Origin of the sequence: Dyadobacter sp. (genome assembly GCF_051859145.1) — a bacterium.
Taxonomy (GTDB): domain Bacteria; phylum Bacteroidota; class Bacteroidia; order Cytophagales; family Spirosomataceae; genus Dyadobacter.
In genome coordinates this window covers 16,933-21,335 of the sequence record NZ_JBHYGF010000557.1, presented here as the reverse complement: position 1 = coordinate 21,335, position 4,403 = coordinate 16,933, and the positions used below count along the sequence as shown (strand labels likewise).

At 47.8% G+C, this 4,403-nt stretch carries 5 protein-coding genes; 1 reads left to right on the top strand and 4 read right to left on the bottom strand.

The features are described from left to right. Positions 1–327, top strand: a 327-nt coding sequence (locus tag ACTIE6_RS24100; protein ID WP_439559056.1) for a pyridoxal 5'-phosphate synthase, incomplete at its 5' end; no start/stop codon positions are given. A 111-nt stretch (positions 328–438) separates the two neighbouring features. Here the strand turns inward: ACTIE6_RS24100 and ACTIE6_RS24095 are convergent. From ACTIE6_RS24095 to ACTIE6_RS24080, 4 genes are all read right to left on the bottom strand, one after another. Next, positions 439–1,701, bottom strand: coding sequence for a citrate synthase (locus ACTIE6_RS24095; protein ID WP_439559055.1), 1,263 nt, complete (start codon positions 1,699–1,701; stop codon positions 439–441). 309 nt (positions 1,702–2,010) lie between these two features. Further along, positions 2,011–2,469 (bottom strand): hypothetical protein, encoded by a 459-nt coding sequence (locus ACTIE6_RS24090; protein ID WP_439559054.1) that lies wholly within the window; start codon positions 2,467–2,469, stop codon positions 2,011–2,013. A 26-nt stretch (positions 2,470–2,495) separates the two neighbouring features. Next, positions 2,496–3,446: a tRNA (adenosine(37)-N6)-dimethylallyltransferase MiaA gene (gene miaA, locus ACTIE6_RS24085; protein WP_439559053.1), complete on the bottom strand. Its 951-nt coding sequence runs from the start codon at positions 3,444–3,446 to the stop codon at positions 2,496–2,498. Between the two features lie 2 nt (positions 3,447–3,448). Beyond that, positions 3,449–4,294 carry a hypothetical protein gene (locus tag ACTIE6_RS24080; RefSeq protein ID WP_439559052.1) on the bottom strand — a complete coding sequence of 282 codons (846 nt, stop codon included), beginning with the start codon at positions 4,292–4,294 and terminating at the stop codon, positions 3,449–3,451. Between the last annotated feature and the right edge of the window lie 109 nt (positions 4,295–4,403).

Genomic DNA, 4,403 nt, shown 5'->3' with positions numbered 1-4,403 from the left:
GTGAGGGTAGAAGGCAGGGCAGCGAAGACCAGTGAAGCTGAATCAAACGAATATTTTTCAGTGCGGCCAAGAGGTAGCCAGATCGGCGCCTGGGTATCGCATCAGAGTGAAACGATCCCGGACAGGGAGTTCCTGGAAGAAAAAACAAGGGAAACAGAAGCCCGCTTTGAAGGAATCGAAGTACCTCGCCCCCCACACTGGGGCGGCTACCGCGTAGTGCCGGATTTTATAGAATTCTGGCAAGGCCGGCCCAGCAGGTTGCACGACAGGCTTGCGTTTACGAGAGAAGAGAGTGGGATTTGGAAGATTGAGAGGCTTTCGCCTTGAAGTAAAAAAGTTTGTCACCCTGAGCGCAGTCGAAGGGGAATGCGTTATCGCTCTTCCCTTCGACTGCGCTCAGGGTGACAAGTCAAATATCACCCTGGAAAACGCTAATATTTACCTCTCGCTCATCGCAACGAAGTCCCGCTTCGGGGCTCCTACGTAGACTTGTCTTGGACGGCCGATTGGTTCTTTGTTGGTGCGCATTTCTTTCCATTGTGCGATCCAGCCTGGCATCACTGTGAACATATTGGTTGGGATACCCAATGCGCGGTAGATGATTCCTGAGTAGAAATCAACATTTGGATAAAGCTTGCGTTGCACGAAGTATTCGTCTTCCAATGCTGCTTTTTCCAGCTTTTGAGCGATTTCAAGAACAGGATCGTTGATACCTAGTTTGCTTAAGACATCGTCTGCGGCTTTCTTGATGATGCGGGCACGTGGGTCGAAGTTTTTGTAAACGCGGTGACCGAAACCAAACAAACGGAAGCCGCTCGTTTTGTCTTTGGCCATATCAATGTATTTCTGCGTGTCGCCGCCGTCGTTTTTAATGGCTTCCAGCATTTCAATCACTTCCTGGTTAGCGCCTCCGTGAAGCGGGCCCCACAATGCGCTGATACCGGCAGAAATTGATGAATAGATGTTTGCATGTGAAGATCCAACCAATCTTACAGTCGAAGTTGAGCAGTTCTGCTCGTGGTCTGCGTGCAGGATCAGCAGCTTGTTCAATGCAGCCGAAACAACCGGATCCACATTGTATTTCGCTACGGGCAGCGAAAACATCATGTTCAGGAAGTTGGAGCAATAATCAAGATCGTTCTGCGGGTAGTTAACAGGGTGCCCCTGCGATTTTTTGTATGACCAGGTTGCAATGGTCGGCAACTTGGAAAGCAGGCGGATAATATGCAGCTGTGTTACTTCCTCGCCGCTCTGATCTGCGTCAGGATAGAAGGAGCTCATTGCGCTGACCAGGGAGGAAAGTACGCCCATCGGGTGTGCATTCACCGGGAAGCCTTCAAAAATCTTGCGCATATCTTCATTAACAAGTGTATGCGTTCTGATCTCATGCTCAAAGTCTGCGAATTGTTTTTCAGTAGGAAGTTCGCCGTAGATAAGCAGGTAAGCTACTTCCAGGAACGAAGCCTTTTCGGCCAGATCCTCAATCGAATATCCTCTGTAATTCAATATACCTTCCTCACCATCCAAAAACGTAATGGCACTTTTTGTAGCACCGGTGTTTTTATAGCCGGCGTCAATAGTAATATACCCTGTCTGGTCACGTAGTTTCGCAATATCTATCGCCTTTTCCTGCTCACTTCCTTCAATTACCGGGAACTCATACTTCTTACCATCAAGGGTTAATTCAGCTATTTGGGACATAGAATTAAGAATAAAATTAAAAAGGTTAATGACGGGATAGGTCCGGATCAGGTCAATTTATTCCAAAGATTTTGCTTGATACTGATTTACTTATCCGACAAATTAATTTTGTGTTAAGCCTTCCGGAAACGCCTGTTTACGTCCCCGGGATAAGCCGCAATATCCTAAAAAACCGCGTATTTTCTATTAATATCCATGTTTAATTTGTGAAAATTCAAGTGCTGAGCAATAATATTTTATAATAGATGGGAATAGTACCAATATTATATTGCTGCCACTTTGAGCCGCTTTCAGGAGGTTTTCATCAGCTTAAATCTCCTTCTTTTCAGTCTGTGTACTTCCGTCTGTTCCTGCCTCCGGCAAAGGCTTTGTCAGCAAGCGCTTTAACATGTACCTGCCGAAAAGTCCCGCAAGAATAATGGGCAGCAGGTGGGCGCCGTAAATAAATGCCTTACCTGTAATGCGGTAAGAAAATGTAGAGAAGGTATCGTAAACGTAAACGAACCACGCTATGCCGACTGCTTCTAGCGCCGCGTACAGCAACAATGCATTCCGGCGGTTTAAGAACCGGTAAGCCAGCTCACATAAAATCAGCGAGATACCCACCACCAGTATTACCGTGAGTAGTGCACGCGGGAAATTGCGGATGTAGGTATGCTTGTAAACGAACACGCCGATCCTGCCGATCAGGTTGGGGTGCGCCAGCAGGTAAGCGTCGGTAATGCTTAAAACCAGCAGCAAAAGCAGGCTGCTCACTTTTTTGTTCATTGTAATTAGGGCGTGGCTTAATGGGTTTAACTCTTACTCTTTGACGCTTTAAATTCCAGGTAGCGGCCTGTAACGAAGTCCGTTTTCTGGTTGTCATTCCAATCATCGGGCAACCAGGAAATAGGCAGTCCATCTTTTTCCATTTTCCTGAAAAAGGTCATCTGACGCTTTGCAAAACGGTGGATCTCGGTTTCCAGTTTCACCTTCATTTCTTCCAATCCAAGTTCTCCGGTGAGATATTGGGTAACATACTTGTATTCCAGACCATAATAGATCAGCTGGGCAGGAGTGAGAGTTTTGAGTAAATCCTCTACTTCTTCGATCAGCCCATTGTTCAGTCGCTGGTGCAGGCGGGTGGTAATGCGCTGCCTGCGGACTTCCACTGTCGGGTTCAGGCCGAAAATAATGGCATGCTCTGATAGCGCACTTCTTTCAAATACGACATTTTGCTGCGGGTTATTGGTAAGGAATTCCGATATCTCAATCGCGCGGATCAACCGCTTTCGAGTGGAAGTGTCGGCAAGTTTGTGATAGCTGGTGTGACAGGAGTTAAATCTTTGAAGAAGATCCTCCTGCGACATGTTTTCCAGCGTTTCCCGAAGTGCGTCACTGACTGGAATGGCCGAGTAGGCGTGACCTTTGAGCAGTGCGTAAATGTAAAAGCCCGTTCCGCCGCAAACTATGGGGATGTGCCCTGCATCTTCTATCCGCTTGAAAGCCAGGCTGAAATCCTGTTGAAAATCATTCACATTGTACTGCATCCCGGCTTCTGCAATATCGATCAGGTGATAGGGAATTTGCTGTCCATCGACCGCATATTCGTTCAGGTCTTTACCTGTTCCGATATCCATGTTCCGGTATACCTGCCGCGAGTCCGCGCTGATGATCTCTCCCCCGAGCTCGCGCGCAACCTGAACAGCGAGCCTCGTTTTTCCCGAGGCAGTCGGCCCGAGTATCACAGGAAAAGGTGCTTCCATGTTCATGGGTTTGCCGGATTATATTTAGGAGTGATCGTTTTTACAAATTTAATACTACCCATATTCCGGATGTTAACCTGCTGTGAGGCTTGGGAATTTGATGCACTACTTCGCCCCATTGAATAAGTGTCAAGACATATGATTTCCGGTGCAGTTCTGGATACTTCTTTAAAGCCCAGTCTGGCGTAGCTTTTCCCGGCAGACCATTCCAAATCTGCATACGTCATAATATCTCCTGGCATTTTGTCGCGGATAAAAGCCTGCAGCAGCTTATCCACACCGCCGACTACATTGGTATTCAGCAAGCTGGCAGCCCGAATCAGCTCGTGTGAACGGAGTGGCTGTGTGTCTTTATTGAAAATTCGGGGATAACTGAATGTCGCCACTGCAACGAGCAGCTCAGCTGGACCGGCCGGCGCAAGTGCCTCGTTGAGTACCCGGAAGTAGCGCGCCGGCAGGAACAGCCCGTACTTATACTTGGCCATCACCGCCCCATTTAGATGGTTTTGTTCCAAAAATCCATTCGCAGTTTCCTTATCAATGCGTTCGGCCGTAGTAAGGCGCGCAGGAATTCTATGTGCTCGGCCAAGTAGAGCAAGCAGGCGCGACTCAACGATTCTGCGTTTTTTGATCCAATAGTCTTCCCAAATCACCACACAATTCCGGTACTGGCTTCGCTCCGCTTCAACAAACCGGATGCATTCAGGCCAGCATTCCCGCGCATTCGTATTGGTCCAGGTATCCAGATCGATAAGAATAATAGTAAGTGCTGGTTGCTGGCCGCTGCGGACTTGCAGCACGTGGAAGTAACCTGCTAATGGAGCAAGCTGTTCGCATTGAAGATCCATTGACAAAAGCCATTGAAAAAGCTGTTCGTGGAATGGAAATGCAGTTTTCAAGCAAAAGTGTTTTTCCGGGCAAGTTAGGTTTGATAACGGACAACAACAAAAAACGCGC

Coding starts and splice junctions, on each gene's coding strand:
- miaA (WP_439559053.1), bottom strand. CDS start 3,446: ATGGAAGCACCTTTTCCTGTGATACTCGGGCCGACTGCCTCGGGAAAA.
- ACTIE6_RS24095 (WP_439559055.1), bottom strand. CDS start 1,701: ATGTCCCAAATAGCTGAATTAACCCTTGATGGTAAGAAGTATGAGTTC.
- ACTIE6_RS24080 (WP_439559052.1), bottom strand. CDS start 4,294: ATGGATCTTCAATGCGAACAGCTTGCTCCATTAGCAGGTTACTTCCAC.
- ACTIE6_RS24090 (WP_439559054.1), bottom strand. CDS start 2,469: ATGAACAAAAAAGTGAGCAGCCTGCTTTTGCTGCTGGTTTTAAGCATT.